Genomic DNA, 18,758 nt, shown 5'->3' with positions numbered 1-18,758 from the left:
TAAATATAATCATACAAAAAGTAAGCCATCTCTACTTTATTGAAACACAAAAGTAATAAAGGATTTCCAATGTAAATGTCATACGTAATTTTAATTTCGGAAAAAATGCACTAATTTAGCCATCTGATTTTTTCATAACAACTTTATATGAAAACTACATTTGATTTTGAGAAGCCAATTGCGGACTTGCAATTGCAAATAGAAAAAGTGGAACAAGTAGCCGTAAAGACGAAAGTCGATATGAGCGCTACTGTGTTGGAGCTACAAGAAAAATTAGCGAACGCTGAGAAAGAAATATACGGTAATTTATCTGGATGGGAGAATGTGCAAATGTCACGTCACCCTGAAAGACCGCAAACATTTGATTACATTAATATGATCTGCGATGATTTCATCGAATTGCACGGAGATCGTACTGTAAGAGATGATAAAGCAATCGTAGGTGGATTCGCTTCAATCGGAGGACAATCGGTTATGGTAATCGGTCATCAAAAAGGTAAAAATACAAAAGAGCGTCAATACCGCAACTTTGGTATGGCAAACCCTGAAGGATACCGTAAAGCCCTTCGCTTAATGAAAATGGCAGAAAAATTTAACAAACCTGTCGTTACATTAATCGATACTATGGGTGCTTATCCTGGACTCGAAGCTGAAGAAAGAGGTCAAGGTGAAGCTATTGCACGTAATCTACTGGAAATGTCGGTATTAAAAGTACCTATTATCTGTGTGGTAATCGGTGAAGGTGCGTCTGGCGGAGCATTGGGTATCGGTATCGGTGACCGGGTTTACATGCTAGAGCATACTTGGTATTCGGTGATCTCTCCTGAATCTTGCTCTTCTATCTTATGGAGAAGTTGGGATCATAAAGAAAAAGCAGCAGAAGCTCTTAAATTGACTTCTAAAGACATGCTTGGCAATGGTCTTATTGATGGTATCATTAAAGAGCCTTTAGGCGGGGCGCATCAAAATCCAGAATTGGCAGCAGAGTTTTTAAAAACAAAATTAGTAGAGGATCTAGCGATCTTAACTGCAAAGGACAAGGATATCTTAGTTGATGAGCGCATTGCAAAATTCAGCAATATGGGTGTAGTTGTCGAGTAATATGTACTTAGCATTAACATGAAAAGGGTCGGTTTGGATAAAACCGACCCTTTTTTTCTTAGCATATCCGCTCCTACTCCTGTATTATAAAAAAATAAGTTTTTAAAATAGAATACGTTACGACATATTTCAAAAAAAACCGACCATATATTTGTCCTGTTTATTAGATTTTTCTACCTTTGCATCACTCCAAACAACGAAGGCAACTTTAAAAAAGAGTAAGATTCCGTAGCTCAGCTGGTAGAGCAATACACTTTTAATGTATGGGTCCTGGGTTCGAATCCCAGCGGGATCACTAAAATGCTTCACAGAAATGTGAAGCATTTTTTATTTCTGTTGGATTCGAATACAAGTGTCGAGATGGGTTAGATTCAATATAGGCTCGCGTCATGTGCTCGGGAATGGTGAGGCTGAGCCAACTTTCCCACTTAAGGTAGAACTTGGGCAGCAGAGCTGAGTAAAATCCCAGCTGGATCGCAAGAAGCGCACTAAAATGTACTTTTCCCGTTTAAATCATATTTTTTAGCCTTTCACACTAATTTTAGTTACATCCGAATTCGAACCAAATGGCGGTATTGTTTTAACCATTTGGATAGCTTAATTGTGATCAAAATTAGTAATGATTAATCAACGTTAAATGTGTTGAAATAGAAAAAGTAAACATTAGCTTGACCTGCTACCATATTGCCAAACCGATGTTATAGGCAGTTTTTTTACTCTTCGATTTTCCTCTTATAAAAAATATAATCAGTAGTTAGAGGTTCTATTCCGTTAGTTTTAATATCTGTTGCAATTTGACCACGATGATAAGTTGAGTGATTTATAACATGGAATAATACATCTTCAATCTTATTTATAAATATTTGACCTTTTGAATTTTTGTATTCAATAATATTCCTAGGATTTTCATTATGAATAATTTCCAAAGTTTTCGAATAATTATCTGCATTTATTTTTGAAATATTATTCCAATCATTAATCTGCCATACTTCAAATTCACTTTCATTATTTATTCTTGCATTCCAAATTTGCTGAGCATTTATTAAATGATTTAGAAGTTTCACCGATTTTTCTGGCTTTAATTGAAAATTTTCAGAAATAAATTCAATCAATTTATTATTAAAATAATAATTATATTCAAAAAGTTCTATAAGTTTTTCTTTCATTTGGAAAGGATTTTTTTAAAATTTATGTAAAGTTTTGGGCGGTTGCGATAGTCGGACAATATAGCACAAATATTCAATAGGGAGTGTTCCAACTATGTCATTGGATAATTAACCTAATCCTAAAATCGTCTATCGAATTTGAGCCTATCTCCAAATTTAATGTAAAGTTGGGATATGGTCAAACCTCAATTATACATTGGCATGGTCCATTTTTTAGAGATATCCTTTCTTATTGGAATTGCAACCTAAAAGTGGAGTCTTTTATGCTAGCAATTTCTATTTGTTCGGCAAAACATTTCCATCTCATGTGGTGTTTTTTATCCAATTCATGAATGTATTCTTTTAAAACGGTAAAAACCTATGGAACTCTAGAGAATAATCAGACCCATACTAATCATTTAAATTATTTATGATAGTTTTAAACGAATTAAAATTATCGTTTTGATCTCTAAAACTATCATAACTTATCATACGTACAGCAACGATATTTTCTTTGGGATTCACAATTAAATAATTACCCAAAAACCCATCAGCTCTATAACTGACATTGCCTTTGAATTCACGTTTTCTTATTTTGTGTTTACCTAAAAGTGTTGTATAAATAATTTCATTATACTGGTCCCCAAAAACTTTTCGAAGTTGCGATAAAAATGCCTCGTTTGTTGGATATACACCTTTCATCAACTTTAATTTCTGCACAAAAGAAGAATCAATTCCTGCAGTTTGAATATTATTAATAATTTCATCATCCACAATAGATATATTTTGATCGTAATCGATCCACCAAAGCATACCATAGCCTGCAAATTTTGGGCAAGGTTTGACAACTTCATCAATATATTCAGGTTTAATTATGATCTTATCGTTATACTGACCTCTGTTAAGAACTAGAATCCCCAATTTGACGAGATCTTTAGGTTTGATTTGACATCCCGACATCACATGTGGATTGCCGGCATGATCCAGAGTCCATGTAAAATCAGTAATATCCAATGGTGAAAACAACTTTTCACCAATATATACATCCATTCTTTTCCCTGTTATCTTTTGAATCACTCCCGCCATCAGATTTAACGACTTATTATTGTACGACCACACTTCACCTGGCGTATCTGAGAGTTCTGCAGCTAAGGCGAGCTGAACAAAATCTGGACTAGGATAAATTTCTTCACCAGCATTTGGATGGTTTTGAAGACCAGAAGTCATCTGAACCAAATGCCTAATGGTAATATCTTTCTTCCTCCCTTGTTTCCACTCGGGGTAAAAGTACCAAACAGGAGTATCGAGACTGTCTATCAACCCTTCAGTTAAGATACATGCTACAGCAAGCCCAATAATACTCTTGGTAGCAGACATCGCCTCAATCTTTTTATCGGCATACCCTGCTGCAAAATAGTTTTCAGTAACAAAATTTCCATTTTGATATATAATCACAGCCTCGCTATTGTGTTCTTTAGCTTGTCTTAAAAGTTCGCTCAATTTTTCAGGATTGATGGATTGAGCATGTATCGTATAAGTAAAAAAAAGACTGATGGTCAAAAAAATGATTTTCATTGTATTCTAGTATTAAAAAAAGCTACGTCAAGAAAAAAAACAGTCAGATTATGATTGCTGATAACCGAAATGTAATTTCAAGACAAAGTAAGGCAACTCTATTTTCTAAAAATTGTAAAAATGTAACCGTTCAAATAAAAAACCACATATTTTCCTTTTCTGTATTCACCTGTTTGAAGAACACACTTGGATGAAGATGAGTTAATGCTTTAAAATCTTTAATAAAATGCGATTGGTCATAAAAAAAATTTCCATAAGAAAGTGTAGTCAAATTTTTGCTGTTTTTATAATTTAGCAGTGTATTTCTAAATCGATGTATTTTTCGATATTCAGATGGTGTTTTACCCACATGCCTTAAGAACATCGTGGTGATATGTTTTCTTGAAACCTGGTGTTTAGCTGCAACCTGCGCAATTTTCAAATCCGATTCCACATCGATCAAGATCTGCTGCATCTGATATAAATCCTGCTTATCATATTTAGAAAGCCAATAAATTTCCAATAGCTCAAGTTGACGCTCACGCATTCCTTCATTAAAAATGATTTCCATTTTAGGCTTAAAATCATCAAATGGATTAAAATCAGTCATGATTGGTAGATTGAAAATTTTTGCACTGTCCATAAAATGATTGGCTCCAAGAGGTTTGAAGTAAATAGTGATTTCATTAATAAAACCCTGATATATCACTTCTATAGGCTCAGAATAACGCGAAACAAAATCAGCCATAATATACTGATCTTCACAACTTGAAATTAGAATCTGTCTTTGTGTAAGTTCAACTACCGCATGTTGATTAACAGAAAGGACACAATAGTTGTTGGGGAATGTCAAATATTTAATTTGATTGGATATTTTATCCTGAGTAAGAAAATAAAACCCTTCAATATATTTTTTTAGTATTTGATTTTTCGGTTTGTAAAACTCTAACTTCATTCTTGTTAACATTTTCAAAGTGGCTTGCAGATCAGGTAAAGACAAAATCTTGTACAGATTTCTATCATATTTATGGTCCCTAATTACAAATTAACCCCTTTGATCTTTATTTACGATTTTGTTTTGAACATCTACATAGAGCCTTATCTTTCATAACAGTCATTTTGCTAGGTACTGTATACAGGTATAGAACCGTCAGTCAGTATCCAAAGTCGTTGATTTCACAATGGGGAGGCTGAAATAAAAGGTGGATCCTTTTTCGGGTTCACTTTCAACCCATATCCGACCTTCATGACGTTTAATGATTTCAGCACAAAGGTAAAGTCCTATCCCAAAACCAGAAATATATTTAGTACTTTCTACGCGATAATAACGTTCAAAGAGTTGGTTAATATCTTCTGCTCTAATACCGATACCCTCATCAGTGACACTAACGCGCATTTCTTGACCATCAGTGATACAAGAAACTTCAATCAACGTATCTGGTTTAGAATATTTAACCGCATTACTGATCAGATTATTGATAACCTGTCCGATTTTGTCCCTATCCGCATTTACGAAAGTTGGAGCAATAGGCTTAAGGATGATATTATGAGTAGTAACCATGAGCTTTGTTTCAGACACCGTTTCCGCAGCTAGCTCAGCAATATCAAAATGTTGCAGATCGATATGGATCTTACCCGATTCTAGTCTGGATATATTTAAGAAACCGTTGATCATAGTAGTCATTTTCCTGACCTGTTTTACCGATTGATCCAGAGCATTGATAGCAAACTTTTCATTTGACGACTTCAATTTTTGCTGTAACAATTGCAGATAAGCATTTAGCGAGGTTAGTGGTGTCTTGAGCTCATGACTTACCATACCAATGAAATCACTCTTGCGTATATCGTCTGTTTTTTGTTCAGTTATATCAGCCATCACGCCAGCGATATAATTACCATTCTTGGTGTTCTGTACATATTTTCCTACTGAACGGACCCACCGTAACTTCCCGTCATGAAATCCAGTCACTGCATATTCAACATTAAAATTTGCTCCTGTTGCAAAAGTCGCAGCTACAGCATCCTCTACCATCTGACGATATTCTGGCAAAATTTGGGCAATGACAGCATCAAATGGTACGTTCTCATCGGATCTCAGTCCAAACATCTCATTGAATCTAGGAGAAGCGATGATTGTACCAAGTTTTTGATCAAGATACCATATAGCGAGTTCTCCCGATTCAATAGCTAATCTTAGCCCCTCTTCCGCTTGCTCCACATTGTTTGCCGCCAAGTGCTGTTCAGTGATATCCATCACTACACCCGTAAAAGTAGAAAAAGTGCCTGAAGTATCAGCTTTGAGATTTCCAATGCAACGTAACCAACGTAGTTCCTGGTCATGATAACCTATTACAGGAAAGGTAACGTCGTAATTGCCATTATGATAGATCGCATATTCGAGTTTAGCAGAAACATAATCCCGATAATCTTCCCGGACTTGCGCCAAAGCATTTTCAAAAGAAAGCTGCTCTTCCGGAAAATATCCAAATAATTGTTTCAGACGGGTATCAGTAATGAATTCACGTGTCACAGAATGCAAAAACCACGTACCAAAATTAGCAGCACTGACGGCCAGACGAAGTGCAACTTCACCCTCCTCGATCTTTTGCTTTGCCTCCAACAACTCTTTATTCAGCTGTTCCAACTCTTCATTAATTGCGCTGAGCTCCTCGTTAGAAGCTGCTTGTTCTTCGTTGGAAGCTTCAAGCTCTTCGTTTATAGCCTGTAGCTTTTCCGCACTCTGTGCCAATGTATCTTCCCAAACCTTACGTTCAGTAATATCCCTAGTTGTACCAGCGACTGCTTCTACTTCACCATCTTGATTAAGCACGGGTATCAAAATATAATCATATATGCGTCTTCCTAAAGATGCATGGGGAAAAGACACCTCTCCTCTGATAGATTGTCGTGTCTTCGTGATCGTTGCAATCTCGCGTTCATGCATCTCAGCATGCCAAGGTTCATATCCATTTTCGAGAAGGCTTTTTCCAATTGCGTTTTCCCATGTTTTGCCCCACATAGACAGTAGTGCACTATTGGCGTAAGTAAGACGACAGTTAAGATCAAAAACATACATCAGATCTGGCGTATTAGAAGTAATTGTTTCATATACCCTCTTCTGTTGCTCGGAATACTCCCTCGCATCTAAAAGCTCCTGTTGTATCTGTATCAAACCAGTCACCTCAAAAACGATATTGACCACCCCATCGATCACATCATTTTCATCTCTCCTTGCTTGGAAACTAAAACTAAAATAACGGTCCTTTGTAGGACCACCTTCAAATGCTGAAACCGGTATAAGTACATCATTCATTTCACAGGGTGTACCGTCATAATATGTTTTCAGGAGCATTTGTTGTATAGGACTATCGACCAACTCAGGTAGAGCCTCAAAAATTGGGCGTCCCAACAATTTACGGTCAAGCAACATATGGTCATAGGCCGTATTGGTCAGCTCATAAATAAGTTCTGGCCCCTGCAAAATACAGATACCTACAGGAGCCTGCATAAAATAGCGCTCCAAACGATCACGTTCTTTTTTGAAAGTCAGCTTTTCAGCTTCCTGTTCTTTCTTTTCAGCAACTTGCTTCGTATTTTCAAGCACCCAAACCGCGACCTTAATTACTTGGCCAAGCTTATCCTTAATCGGAGCATAAACAAAGGTCACAAAAACTATTTCTTCCTCACCGTGACGAATTAGCATTAACTCCACCTCATTAGCATAGTAGGGCTCTCCGCTAAGGATTACACCAGCAAGAGCTGACTCATAGTGCGTTCGAGCTTCTGCAAAAGCGTCCCAATAGAACTTGCCGAATATAGCATCGTAAGGTTTACCTGCTACCTCAAGAAACTTCCCGTTGACGATCTCGGCAACAAGCGTATCAGCATTCAGTATGCAGATTCCAATAGGTGCATTCAATACGATATTGTATAGATCCTCTCCGTCAGTTAATAGCATTAGAATTCGAGATTATTTTATATGATCACTAATATAATAAAATATTAGATACATTTTAAATAGCAAATCATGAAATCAGATCAAAAGAATGTATCAAATTAAAACTTATAGGAAATTTAATTTTATAATTAAGATTTCCATAAGAATTATAAAGCAAAAAGTTGGATTCTGTAATGAAACGAAATACTATACAGCATGATGTCATGTGAAAATATTAAAAACCACTGTATTCAGGGATATGCCCATCATACATCATCATCTAAATTTGTACTATACTGAAAGAACAGATTCTTTTAATAATGAAATGAAACCATAAAAATCAAAAAAAAATGAAAAAAGCGATTTCAACAATTACAATCTTAGTAATGATATGCACATTCTCAAGCTGTGGCGGAAAAAAAGATGCGATCAGCTACAATAATGAAATGATGACGATTATCAATAGTGAAGAGCAACATGTGAATGAAATGAACGTAGCGATGCAATCTAAAAAATATGATGATGCAGAAAAAGTAGCTCTAAAATGGAAAGATGCAGTTAGTGAAGACATTAAAAAAGTTGAAAAACTAGGTGATTTTAATGGTGATGATCAACTTCAAAAAGCTGTCCTACAAGGACTTCGGGGATATGGTAAAATTGTTTCAGAGGATTACCCTAAACTGATCAGTATCCGTAAAAGCAACTCAACAGATTCAGAAGCAGAACAAACATTACTAGACAACATCAACACAGCCTTTGAAAATATGGCCAACGGTGTGAATGTTGCTTCCGATAAATTTGAGAAAGACTACGCAAGAAAATAAAAAAACAGTAAAGCCAGTACAAAAAAAATTACTGGCTTTACTGTCTTTTAATGATTTAGTACGATACATGAAAACTCCTGTTTACGTGATTCGTCCGACACATACCATCTTACCACCTGAATAGCACCCTCAAATGCTAAAAGCTCGTCCTAACATACTCCAAGATTTCAGGATTAACTCTCCCGTAGGGATAAAAAAGCTTGCCTATAGATCTCAGGTCAGAAAACATGTCCCCTTCCGCGTATTTTTGTTTCAAGACTTCATCAATATCGGGCCATTAATCCAAATCTTCTTTATTCACTGTCATAAATTTCCAAAGCTTGTACCAAGCAGGTGTTAACCCCTTTTAACCCACATACTGTCAACGTAAGTAAAATGGTCTCTTTTATTTCATCTCTCGTTGCACCTAGCTGTTTAGCCATGGGTACATGAAACATCACAGCAGTCTGGTCACCCTGTGCCACTTTAATACCCAAGTAAATTAACTGCTTTGTTTTTGGATCAAGAGCTTTGGTGTCCATAAGTGATTCGACCAAACCATTAAATCCCTTAAATACTTCAGGTGCTTCTCTCTCAAAAGCAGCGTAAGGATTATGCTTTTCCATCATATTAATGTTATTATATTCCCAACTATCTATGTTTAGTAAAGTACGAAGCAATATCGATTACCAATTTAAACACATAATTAATAATGGTAATTTAGTAAAAAAAATCATTCGCCACAATATACCAAGAACATTAAATAGCATATTTAAAAATTCAGATCGACTACCAATTTTGCTTTTAGTGCCTCGCATAATCAATTAAAAAAATCAGGTAAGCGTACCTCGTCGATGCCCGTATCTTACTGGCATCAAAATAAGCGCGGTTGATCTCATAATCAGAATTGATTTACCAACAAAAAATATTTTTGTCAAAATAAACTGGACAAAAAATGACAAAAAAAGAAGCTTACCCACTTTTAACATCACTGCTGCTCATGATCTGCTTATTGACCAACAGCATACTTTATGCTCAAAATAAGCAGATTGATCAAACCATATCAGGATTTGTACATAACTCAACCACAGGTCAGGCACTACAGAATGCCACAATAGAAATTATGGGTTTGCATCTACGACAAACGAAGACAAATGTAGACGGAAGATTTGTATTTGAACATATTCCAATTGGAAGATATGAACTAAAAACATCTTTGATAGGATACGAGAGTCTGATCATCAAGGAAATACTTGTTGGATCGGTCCAGCAGATAGATATGGAAATTCCGATGTATGAAAATACAATTACGCTGCAGGAAGTGGAATCAAAACCCAAAATCCACCAGAAACAACCATTGAATCCATTTACTATTGTTGGAGGACAGACGTTCAGTCCAGAGCAAGCTAGCCGTTTTGCTGGGGGCATGGACGATCCTGCTAGGTTAGTCAGTACCTATGCCGGAGTGACCACTTCTAGTATGTCAAGCAATGGGCTCTCTATTCGCGGCAATGCTCCTAGCCTATTACAATGGCGGCTTGAAGGTATTGAGATCCCAAGTCCTAATCATTTTTCGGATATCAATGTACTAGGCGGAGGTCTTCTATCTGCGTTGAGCAACAATGTCATTGGAAATTCAGACTTCTTGATCGGATCATTTCCTGCCGAATATAACAATGCCATCTCTGGAGTATTTGACATCAAAATGCGCAAAGGAAATACACAACAGCACAACCATAGCTTTCAGCTTGGTCTTTTGGGCATCGATATCGCTTCCGAAGGTCCTATCACTAAATCCAGCAATGCTACTTACATCATCAATTATCGTTACTCGACTACTGGACTATTAGAAAAAATAAGAAAAGACAAAAATCTAGGCGGAAAACTTGGTTATCAAGATTTAAACTTCAATCTAAATTTTCCAACCAAAAAATCAGGCTTATTCTCCATTTGGGGCTTCGGTTTGGTCGATGAAGTTGCTCCGATTTTAGATCAAACAAGCAGCAGAAAATATTTGGATGAGGGTGTACTGTCTTCTGCTGACCAACAATCAGGAGCAGCAGGTATATCGCACCACTATTTCTTTAAAAATAATAAAACTTCTCTAAAAAGCACATTTGCTACCACCTATTCAGGCAATCATATTCATGAAGAATTTTATGACATTGAAAGCCATAAAAGTCCTAAGACTGATTTAACGTATAATACGACAAACCAGATCATCAGCTCCACCTTACAACATAGATTTCATCCCAATCACATCAATAAAACGGGAGTGACATTTACCCATATCCATTATGATATGAATGTGGATCATACCCCTTATTATGGACATCAATTAATGAATTTTGCCCATTCAAATAGTCGGACAAATATGGTTTCAGCCTATTCCAATTCAAAGATAAATATTAGCGAAGATTTCGCCATTATCGGCGGATTTAATGTGCAGCACCTCATGCTTAATAAAAAGACAGCCATAGAACCAAGAGTCGGTTTAAAATGGGATGTACTACCCCGCCGTTACATTTCAGCAGCATATGGCCTACATAGCCGCATTGAAAGACCTGATGTTTATTTTTTTAAAAATAATAACGATGAATTGAGTAATCGCAATTTGGCATTTCTAAAAAGCCATCAGTTCACTGTCGGTTATAACCAAGAAATCTCGCCTGACATGCATCTAAAAATAGAACCTTATTTTCAATTTCAATACGACGTTCCGATTACAGCTATAGGAAATTATTCTATCATAAATAGGACTGATTTTTATACTACACAACCACTTGTAAACAAAGGCAGAGGTAAAAACTATGGTGTTGACCTCACACTTTCTAAATCCTTAAAAAAAGGATATTATTACTTGTTGACAACCTCCTTGTTTGATTCAAAATATCTAGCTGCAGATGGACAATGGTACAATACCCGCTACAACCGTAATTATGTGTTCAATTTTTTAGCGGGCAAGGAATGGATTTTTGGAAGCGATATCCTAGGGGTCAATTTTAAGGCGAGCACATTGGGAGGACAACGATATACGCCAGTAGATGAAGCTGCAACCTTACGACATCCGGATAAAGAAGTTCAGTATGACGCAAATCACATGTTTGAAAAACAGTTTCGCTCCATGTTTATTGGTGATTTCACAATCAGCTATAAAATGAATCGAGGTCGATTTTCACATACATTTGCCTTAAAAAGCGTAAATGCTACAAAGCAAAGAGAATATATAAAACATAAATTTAATATGATTACGCAAACCATAGAACCCTACTTTGCAGCCAATTCACTATTTAACGTGAGTTATAGGATCGACCTTTAGCAGAAAAGTCATTTGGTTAAAAATTGCTAAACAATAGATTTTAATGTATCTTAAACCATACCTTCTAAAACATTGCATGATTAAGGAAAAACACCTACTAAGCTCTTTTGTATTCGATAAAAAATATCAGATCTGCAGACACGTGCTCTTCATTATGTTTGCTGCCGTGATCACATTTAATCAGGTTCTCATTGCCTATCAGGATTGCCAAGTGTTTCTAGGTAATTATCTCTATCTGATCGGCGGATCTTCATTATTAACTTACCTGATCATCATGTATTTTAATTATTTCTATCTAACGCCAAAATTTCTGCTCAGAGACCGCATATTGTCCTATTTGATCATCACCATGATCTGTATGCTATGCTTACCTTTACTATCGTTATGGATAGAGTACGGGGTGCGCAATTGGGCAAAACTAAACCACAGGATAGCAGATTATTCAAGTCCCTTAATATTGGTGGATATTCTTTCCACTTCTGTCATAACACTGATCTGTTTTTGTGGGATTTCTTTAATTTTGCTGTACCGGACATGGTCTTTAACAAACCAACACGTGAGCGTGCTAGAAATAGAACATCTTACATCCGAACTCAATAAGCTTAAGGGGCAGATTACGCCAGAATTTTTGTCGCGAGCATTACACCATGCTTCATTATGGACAATAAAAGATCCGCAAACAACAAATGATATCCTGCTCAAATTAAGCGAATTATTACGCTATCAACTTTATGACGCCCAACAGGAAAAAACTTTATTAAACTCGGAACTCCTTTATGTTACTAAATTCATATCACTTGAAAAACGGTGTAGACCCGTTTTAGAATACCGACTTAAGATTGACAAGCCACAGATGTATCACCAGATATCCCCCATGTTACTCTTGACATTAGTTCAAAGTTTTATCAAAAAAAGTAATACGCTAGAGATCAGCTCAAATGTAGAAAATAATATGCTCACGTTTATATGCAAATCGCATTCAATTACAAGAGCGCTCGATGATCAATTAACTTCGATACGAAAGAGACTTGATCTGACCTATAGCGACCAGTATATATTACAGTTGGAAACTGGATCTATTACCCTTAAACTAGCGTTATCAAAATAATGAAAAGTTTTTTAAACACCAATTCGATAACCAAGTTACTGATCGACCAGAAATATCATCTGACGAGGACTTTACTATTACAATCTGCCATCCTGGCTATATCCATCGGCATATTTTTCGACACACCTGACAAGCTTAACTTATCTACAGATCGCATCTTAGGTTGGCTCAGTTATCATTTATTTTTAAATTGTCTTGTATACGTAAATAAAGATATACTATTTCCGAGATTTTTGGCCAAAAATAAAATGGCTGCTTATCTCATTTATGTAGTTATTTTCACCCTATTTGCACTGTGTATCATGGTTTTACTTCAACAGCTTTTTTATGATATTGCCGTTACTAGACAACAGCCAGCGCCCATCGCTATATTTTTCAGTATAATCTCCTCCTTGTTTGCTATTGTACTTTTTTTAGGCGGAATATCAGCCTTACAACTATTCAAACAGTGGCTCATCAATAATCATCGCATCCATCAATTACAATTGGAGACCTCTCGCATTCAACAACGTTTTCTAAAAAGTCAAATCAATCCACACTTTCTATTTAACATGATCAATAATGCTAATATTCTAGTTGACGATGATCCGATCACCGCATCGATTATCCTAAAAAAATTGGAAAATATACTTCAGTATCAATTTAGCGATAATAAAATCGGACAAATCACATTATCGAAAGATATTAAATTTTTAGAAGATTATCTGGAATTGGAAAAGCTAAGACGTGATCAATGCGATTTTAGCTTGAAAAAAGAAGGAAATTTTGATAAGATAGACATACCGCCTATGCTGTTCGTTCATTTTGTAGAAAATGCCGTAAAACATAGTTCCGATAGTGCAGGTTCCTATGTCAATATCGAGTTCAAAATAGTAAACCAGCAACTTTACTTTTTTTGCGAAAATTCGAAACCAAGTGCACCTTCAAAAAGCGATATCGGTGGATTGGGATTGGAAAACATCAAAAGGCGTTTAGCACTACTTTACCACAAAAGACATCAGCTGCATATTGCAGATACGGATCAAACATATACAGTTACCTTATACCTGAATTTACAATGAGATACATTATAGTTGACGATGAACCAATTGCACGCAAAGGCATCAAAAAAATGGTTGACCAGATTCCACAATTGGAATTATTAGGAAATTTTAATAGTGCCGAAACCGCATCCGAATTCTTAAAGCATACCCCGATCGATCTGATATTTCTCGATATTCGCATGTCGGGGATCAACGGTTTAGAGTTTGCACGCAGTATACCCAAATTAACGCTTATCATCTTTACAACAGCCTTTTCTCAATATGCAGTAGACAGTTACGAAGTTGATGCTATTGATTATTTAGTAAAGCCGATAGATCCTAAGAAATTAAAAAAAGCTGTGGATAAAGCTATTCATTATCACACATTATTATTGGCAGAGAATAAAAAAGACCTGGATCAAACACAAGAAGATTATATCATTGTCAAATCGGACCGCAGATTTTTCAAGATACAGCACCATGATATATTATTTATTGAAGGGCTCAAAGATTATGTTATTATTCAGCTCCAAAATGAGAGGATCATTACGCGGATGCTAGTCAAGCAGATCCATGAAATATTGCCTCAGCAATTGTTCCTTCGGATCAACAGGTCTTTTATCGTCAATAAATCGCACATCAACTCGTTTGATAATAATGATGTATTTATCAAAGATTATGAGATCGGTATTGGGAGTGCTTATAAAAATAGTTTTCTTGAGTGCATGTTGAAGTTAAAATAATAGTCGGCTTGACGATATCATCCCTCAAGCTGCACAACTTCTTTCTTTAAATTTTCTTGAGCCTGTTGTTCAAACTTTTGATAAAAATACGCTGTTTTGAAAATACGGTGCATCGATAAAAATTTTTTTAAGACTTTTAATCTTCCGACACGATACATGGCATTTGAATAGATCGCATATTCCTTTCGCACATTTTGAAAATACAAGGCATACATTTCCCATGCTTGTCCTAAAATAGATAGGTCTGCATCTGTAAAATAATTAGTATCGCTATCTGTTGATTCCAGATGTGACTTCGTTGCTAGAATTTGTTTTCTGCAGAGCTTTATGATGTGATTAGAAACACCGATTTGTTTCATCCTCTTTTCTGCAAGATCAGCACTTTTCTCTTCATTATCAGACTGTAATGGATCGTAAATAATGTCATGATAATATAAAGTAAATAAAATAACGTCCCAATTCTTTATCTTTTCTTTTAAGTCGATCAATAATAACAATAGATTATCGAGATGCTGCAGCGTATGATAATACCTATTATGAGCAGCATAATGTTCAACGATCTCAGTCCATAAATGATCTATTAATGAGTCATCTTTGGTATAATTTTTCAAAAGTTCTATAAATGTATTTCTTAACATCAGCATTCACCATCATCATCTTTAATATGATGTGTTGTATTTAAATATAATAAAAAAAAGAATTGCAATAGATTAAAAGTAACAAAAGTAGCGGTCATGCGTTGTACTGATATGAAAATTGCAATGCTTTCGCCTATCGCATGGCGAACACCTCCTGTCCACTACGGTCCATGGGAACAAGTTACGTCCTTGTTGACAGAAGAACTAGTCAAATTAGGTATAGAAGTCACCTTATTTGCGACTGGTAATTCCATTACCCAATCACGTTTACAAGCCGTATGTCCTGCTGGGTATGAAGAAGATCGAAATATCAATGCCAAAGTCTGGGAATCGCTCCATATCTCAGAATGTTTCGAAAATGCGCATGAATTTGATATTATACACAATCAATTTGATTTTCTCCCCCTCACTTATTCGAAACTTGTGCAAACTCCCGTTGTTAGTACAATACATGGCTTTTCATCCGGCAGCATCCTACCTGTCTATAAAAAATACAACGAGGATAGTCATTACATATCCATAAGCAATGCTGATCGCTCTGAAGAATTAGATTACCTTACGACAATTTACCATGGTATCGATCTAGATCAGTTTACCTTTAATAACAATCCACAAGATTACCTATTGTTTTATGGTCGCATTCATCATGATAAAGGTGCTAAAGAAGCCATCGCAATAGCACAAGCACTTGGTAAACGTCTCATTATGGCGGGTATTATTCAAGATGAACATTACTTCAACCAGCATGTGCAACCTCATTTACAACCTGGTAAGATCGAATATATAGGTTCTGTTGGTTCAGACAAACGAAATGAATTGTTATCCAATGCAAGTGTACTGTTACATCCTATTAATTTTAGCGAACCATTTGGTTTATCGGTAGTTGAGTCTATGGCCTGCGGCACTCCAGTTGTCGCATTCAACAAAGGTAGTATGCCCGAACTTATTGATAATGGCCGGGATGGTTTTCTAGCCGAAAATATAGAAGAAGCTATAGAAATGGTGAAAGATATTCATTCGATCAACAGATTAGCTTGTCGGCAAAAAGTGGAAAATCATTTCTCGAAGGAAAGAATGTGCCAAAACTACGTCGAAGCCTATAAAAAGATTCTAGGTAAATAGTGATGGGACAATCATAATTTTAAAAATGCTTCACTACCTGTAAGGCATGGTTTATGTTATTTTGTTGATCCCATTTCAATATTTATATTGTTTTCTTTATTATTCTTGATACAAATAGAAAATATAGCCATATAATAGAATCATTTAATTATATTCGGTTTATTATAATATCTAAATGATTAAATGCGCATTGTTAGAAGAAAAAAAACAATAATGGAAATAAAGTACATACAAAAAACATATACAGCAATACTTAGTAAACTTATAAAACATAAACCTCAAATTAAGTAAATCCTAAAAAATGAAATTAAACTATTTCGCCTATTTATTCATGTTCATACTACTAGTCACTGCTTGTAGTAAAAGTAATGACGAGAACATTATACCAGAAGAGCCACAGCCCAAAGAATCAATTTATTTATTTTTAAAAGAGGAGATTATTGATTTTAAGGTATATAAAGGATCTGTGAATGGTGGTGTAGAAGTTTCCAAAACGGAAAAACCAGAATCATTTTGGAACCCTTACAAATTAATAGATTTAAAGTATGATACCTTAATTGTTAGAAATGATAGTATTTTTGAAAGACCTGAAAAATATGAAAAAAATAATTTCAGATTTCGGGTAAGCAACGATACGATATACCAATGGAATCGATATGCTGAGTTTTGGGCACTGTATGGATTAAAGAAGGATGATATCATTGAGCATTATATATCGTTCTATAGTTTTCAAAAAGCTACGCCTCCTTATTTATTTGCAGAAAATGGACATAACGATGGCTTAGTCGATTCATCACGATATTTCAGCAATAATGAGTATGTGTTTAAAAGCCCTAAAAACATGCTATCTGTCAATGATTTGGCAACATGGTACAATACCAAACATATATTCAAAAAACTGACCAAAGATCCAAAATAAAGACAACTTCAAATCTTCGGCACCAGCTTTCAAATGATTAAATTCACCAATATATGTGATATCAATCACCCAAATTGGCTTTCTTCAATGATGATCTTTGATTACCTTAGTGTATAACTTAAAGGGATAACAATATGGATAACACAATGAAAGCTGCGCGTTGGTATGCAGCAAAAGATATCAGAGTAGAACCTACAAAAATTCCTTCACCACAGGCTGGTCAAGTTAAAATTGCAGTTCAGTTTGCGGGGATTTGCGGGTCGGACTTACATGAATATGTACACGGACCACAACTGATCCCAGTAGACAAACCGTATCCGCTCAATGGCCATCAAGGAACCACAACATTAGGTCACGAATTTTCGGGCATCGTTGATGCTGTAGGTGAAGGTGTACAACATATACAGGTAGGCGACCGCGTGGTGGTAGAACCTATTTTCAAGAATTTTGATAGTCCTTTTATTGCTAATGGTAAATATAACCTATCCGAGCCATTAGGATTTATCGGACTCTCCAGCAATGGCGGTTTCGCATCCTATGTCGTGGTAGAAGATTACATGGTCCACAAGATACCAGATAGTATGTCTTTTGAAAAAGGAGCATTGGTAGAACCTGCTGCCGTAGCAGTATATGCTGTACTTCAAAGTGGTCTTAAAATTGGCCAGACCGTACTTGTTTCAGGAGCGGGTCCTATTGGTCTGTTGTGCGTACAGGCGGCAATTGCTGCTGGTGCTACTACTGTGATCGTTACCGATATCGCTGATAAACGCCTTGAAAAAGCAAAAACGATCGGTGCAACACATATTATTAATGCAAAAGAAGATGAAATTCCTCAAAAAATCAAAAACCTCACCGGTCTTGGAGTCGATGTTTTTCTAGATTGTGCTGGTGTACAGGCCTCTTATACCACTGGCATTCAGAGCTTAAAAAACGGTGGAACTGCTGTTTTAGTCGCTCTTTTTGGAAAACCAGTTACTACTGATGCCCTAGATCAAGTACTGCGAGAGATTACTGTGAAAGGAATCATCGCTTATCGGAATATTTTTCCGCATGTCATTTCCTTGATTGATAGCGGCCGAATGCCAGTAGAAAAATTGGTCACACGTAAAATTGTGTTAGATAATATTGTATCAGAGGGGTTTGAAGCATTAGTTAATGATCCAACTGAAGTCAAAATCTTAATTGATATACAGGGAAGTTAACCGTTTCAGAATTGATAAGCATAAGCAACCATATCTATAAATAGACAGTAATCAAAACTTATCAAACTATAAACAAAGCTCAATTATTCATTGAGCTTTGTTCATTAAGCACATTCCTCACCACCTACAACTATTATCCTACTGA

15 protein-coding genes and 1 tRNA gene are annotated in these 18,758 nt (G+C 35.9%); 10 read left to right on the top strand and 6 right to left on the bottom strand.

Translation table 11 applies throughout. The features are described from left to right. Nucleotides 1–147 precede the first annotated feature (147 nt). Entirely contained in the window at nucleotides 148–1,101 is a 954-nt protein-coding gene (locus AC06G9_RS09550) for an acetyl-CoA carboxylase carboxyltransferase subunit alpha (protein ID WP_045754133.1), read from the top strand. Nucleotides 1,102–1,323: 222 nt separating this feature from the next. Then, nucleotides 1,324–1,396: transfer RNA gene (locus AC06G9_RS09545), tRNA-Lys, on the top strand. A gap of 418 nt (nucleotides 1,397–1,814) precedes the next feature. Here the strand turns inward: AC06G9_RS09545 and AC06G9_RS09540 are convergent. The 4 genes from AC06G9_RS09540 to AC06G9_RS09525 form a co-directional block, all read right to left on the bottom strand. Next, entirely contained in the window at nucleotides 1,815–2,267 is a 453-nt protein-coding gene (locus AC06G9_RS09540; protein WP_480958017.1) for a DinB family protein, read from the bottom strand. Nucleotides 2,268–2,657: 390 nt separating this feature from the next. Further along, entirely contained in the window at nucleotides 2,658–3,821 is a 1,164-nt protein-coding gene (locus AC06G9_RS09535; RefSeq protein ID WP_480958016.1) for a serine hydrolase domain-containing protein, read from the bottom strand. A gap of 130 nt (nucleotides 3,822–3,951) precedes the next feature. Then, on the bottom strand, nucleotides 3,952–4,755 hold the full coding sequence (locus tag AC06G9_RS09530; protein ID WP_346574217.1) for a helix-turn-helix domain-containing protein: 804 nt from the start codon (nucleotides 4,753–4,755) through the stop codon (nucleotides 3,952–3,954). Between the two features lie 195 nt (nucleotides 4,756–4,950). Further along, nucleotides 4,951–7,758 (bottom strand): ATP-binding protein, encoded by a 2,808-nt coding sequence (locus AC06G9_RS09525; protein WP_480958015.1) that lies wholly within the window; start codon nucleotides 7,756–7,758, stop codon nucleotides 4,951–4,953. Between the two features lie 329 nt (nucleotides 7,759–8,087). On the opposite strand from AC06G9_RS09525, the gene AC06G9_RS09520 reads away from it, so the two are divergent. Beyond that, on the top strand, nucleotides 8,088–8,561 hold the full coding sequence (locus AC06G9_RS09520; RefSeq protein WP_293924931.1) for an LIC11966 family surface protein: 474 nt from the start codon (nucleotides 8,088–8,090) through the stop codon (nucleotides 8,559–8,561). Between the two features lie 293 nt (nucleotides 8,562–8,854). Here the strand turns inward: AC06G9_RS09520 and AC06G9_RS09515 are convergent, their stop codons facing one another. After that, entirely contained in the window at nucleotides 8,855–9,169 is a 315-nt protein-coding gene (locus AC06G9_RS09515; RefSeq protein WP_260949664.1) for a carboxymuconolactone decarboxylase family protein, read from the bottom strand. A 326-nt stretch (nucleotides 9,170–9,495) separates the two neighbouring features. Here AC06G9_RS09515 and AC06G9_RS09510 point away from each other — a divergent pair, with 326 nt between their 5' ends. From AC06G9_RS09510 to AC06G9_RS09495, 4 genes are all read left to right on the top strand, one after another. Next, nucleotides 9,496–11,859, top strand: coding sequence for a carboxypeptidase regulatory-like domain-containing protein (locus AC06G9_RS09510; protein WP_480958014.1), 2,364 nt, complete (start codon nucleotides 9,496–9,498; stop codon nucleotides 11,857–11,859). 76 nt (nucleotides 11,860–11,935) lie between these two features. Beyond that, nucleotides 11,936–12,967, top strand: coding sequence for a histidine kinase (locus AC06G9_RS09505; protein WP_293924927.1), 1,032 nt, complete (start codon nucleotides 11,936–11,938; stop codon nucleotides 12,965–12,967). Continuing rightward, a complete protein-coding gene (locus AC06G9_RS09500; protein ID WP_480958013.1) occupies nucleotides 12,967–14,028 on the top strand; it encodes a sensor histidine kinase in 1,062 nt (353 codons plus the stop codon). Before AC06G9_RS09505 ends, AC06G9_RS09500 begins: the two co-directional genes overlap by 1 nt. Then, nucleotides 14,025–14,732: a LytR/AlgR family response regulator transcription factor gene (locus AC06G9_RS09495; RefSeq protein WP_045755948.1), complete on the top strand. Its 708-nt coding sequence runs from the start codon at nucleotides 14,025–14,027 to the stop codon at nucleotides 14,730–14,732. Before AC06G9_RS09500 ends, AC06G9_RS09495 begins: the two co-directional genes overlap by 4 nt. 17 nt (nucleotides 14,733–14,749) lie before the next feature. Here AC06G9_RS09495 and AC06G9_RS09490 read toward each other — a convergent pair whose 3' ends face one another. After that, nucleotides 14,750–15,370, bottom strand: a complete 621-nt coding sequence (locus tag AC06G9_RS09490) for an HD domain-containing protein (protein ID WP_434440884.1) — start codon at nucleotides 15,368–15,370, stop codon at nucleotides 14,750–14,752. Nucleotides 15,371–15,466: 96 nt separating this feature from the next. Here AC06G9_RS09490 and AC06G9_RS09485 point away from each other — a divergent pair, with 96 nt between their 5' ends. The 3 genes from AC06G9_RS09485 to AC06G9_RS09475 all read left to right on the top strand — a co-directional run bounded on the left by AC06G9_RS09485 (nucleotide 15,467) and on the right by AC06G9_RS09475 (nucleotide 18,613). Continuing rightward, complete coding sequence (locus tag AC06G9_RS09485) at nucleotides 15,467–16,492, top strand: glycosyltransferase family 4 protein (RefSeq protein ID WP_480958012.1); 1,026 nt, start codon at nucleotides 15,467–15,469, stop codon at nucleotides 16,490–16,492. 301 nt (nucleotides 16,493–16,793) lie between these two features. Beyond that, the gene (locus AC06G9_RS09480) at nucleotides 16,794–17,411 is read left to right on the top strand and encodes a hypothetical protein (protein ID WP_480958011.1); all 618 of its coding nucleotides are present in this window, start codon (nucleotides 16,794–16,796) and stop codon (nucleotides 17,409–17,411) included. Between the two features lie 134 nt (nucleotides 17,412–17,545). After that, entirely contained in the window at nucleotides 17,546–18,613 is a 1,068-nt protein-coding gene (locus AC06G9_RS09475; protein ID WP_480958010.1) for a 2,3-butanediol dehydrogenase, read from the top strand. Nucleotides 18,614–18,758: the final 145 nt, after the last annotated feature.

Source organism: Sphingobacterium sp. MAE (assembly GCF_056711605.1).
Note: the sequence above shows the minus strand (reverse complement) of the source record. Positions and strands in the feature narration are given on the sequence as shown.

Excerpts from the sequence above, each read along its gene's own strand:
- AC06G9_RS09500 (WP_480958013.1), top strand. The coding sequence starts at position 12,967 with ATGAAAAGTTTTTTAAACACCAATTCGATAACCAAGTTACTGATCGAC.
- AC06G9_RS09530 (WP_346574217.1), bottom strand. The coding sequence starts at position 4,755 with ATGAAGTTAGAGTTTTACAAACCGAAAAATCAAATACTAAAAAAATAT.
- AC06G9_RS09485 (WP_480958012.1), top strand. The coding sequence starts at position 15,467 with ATGCGTTGTACTGATATGAAAATTGCAATGCTTTCGCCTATCGCATGG.
- AC06G9_RS09520 (WP_293924931.1), top strand. The coding sequence starts at position 8,088 with ATGAAAAAAGCGATTTCAACAATTACAATCTTAGTAATGATATGCACA.
- AC06G9_RS09525 (WP_480958015.1), bottom strand. The coding sequence starts at position 7,758 with ATGCTATTAACTGACGGAGAGGATCTATACAATATCGTATTGAATGCA.
- AC06G9_RS09515 (WP_260949664.1), bottom strand. The coding sequence starts at position 9,169 with ATGATGGAAAAGCATAATCCTTACGCTGCTTTTGAGAGAGAAGCACCT.
- AC06G9_RS09540 (WP_480958017.1), bottom strand. The coding sequence starts at position 2,267 with ATGAAAGAAAAACTTATAGAACTTTTTGAATATAATTATTATTTTAAT.
- AC06G9_RS09505 (WP_293924927.1), top strand. The coding sequence starts at position 11,936 with ATGATTAAGGAAAAACACCTACTAAGCTCTTTTGTATTCGATAAAAAA.
- AC06G9_RS09535 (WP_480958016.1), bottom strand. The coding sequence starts at position 3,821 with ATGAAAATCATTTTTTTGACCATCAGTCTTTTTTTTACTTATACGATA.
- AC06G9_RS09495 (WP_045755948.1), top strand. The coding sequence starts at position 14,025 with ATGAGATACATTATAGTTGACGATGAACCAATTGCACGCAAAGGCATC.
- AC06G9_RS09510 (WP_480958014.1), top strand. The coding sequence starts at position 9,496 with ATGACAAAAAAAGAAGCTTACCCACTTTTAACATCACTGCTGCTCATG.
- AC06G9_RS09490 (WP_434440884.1), bottom strand. The coding sequence starts at position 15,370 with ATGTTAAGAAATACATTTATAGAACTTTTGAAAAATTATACCAAAGAT.
- AC06G9_RS09475 (WP_480958010.1), top strand. The coding sequence starts at position 17,546 with ATGGATAACACAATGAAAGCTGCGCGTTGGTATGCAGCAAAAGATATC.
- AC06G9_RS09480 (WP_480958011.1), top strand. The coding sequence starts at position 16,794 with ATGAAATTAAACTATTTCGCCTATTTATTCATGTTCATACTACTAGTC.
- AC06G9_RS09550 (WP_045754133.1), top strand. The coding sequence starts at position 148 with ATGAAAACTACATTTGATTTTGAGAAGCCAATTGCGGACTTGCAATTG.